At 65.5% G+C, this 278-nt stretch carries 1 pseudogene; it reads right to left on the reverse strand.

The features are described 5' to 3' along the window. Positions 1–278 (reverse strand): annotated as a pseudogene (locus SB754_RS19960) (hypothetical protein); the annotation flags it as partial.

Below are 278 nucleotides of genomic sequence, written 5' to 3' on the forward strand. Positions count from 1 at the left end.
GCGCCCGAGGACTTCTGGCCCTCGAGTGTCGGGATCTCGGGTCCGGGATCCATGTCCATGGCCAGCCTTGCGGCGCGCACGTAGTAGAGGCCTTCCAAGGCGGTTTGCTTTGCCAGGAGTGCTTGTTTGGGGGTGGTGGCCTGCTCGATCTGGGAGCCGGCCGCGTTGAACCGTTCCGACGCATCGGCGAGGGCCGATTTGGCCGGTTCGTTGGAGCCGATGAGGCTGTAGACCTGACCGCCGAGTCTTTCGATGGCCTGGCGGGCATCGGCTTTGGC

The sequence above is a fragment of the Leifsonia sp. SIMBA_070 genome (assembly GCF_046534635.1).
In the GTDB taxonomy this organism is placed as follows: domain Bacteria; phylum Actinomycetota; class Actinomycetes; order Actinomycetales; family Microbacteriaceae; genus Leifsonia.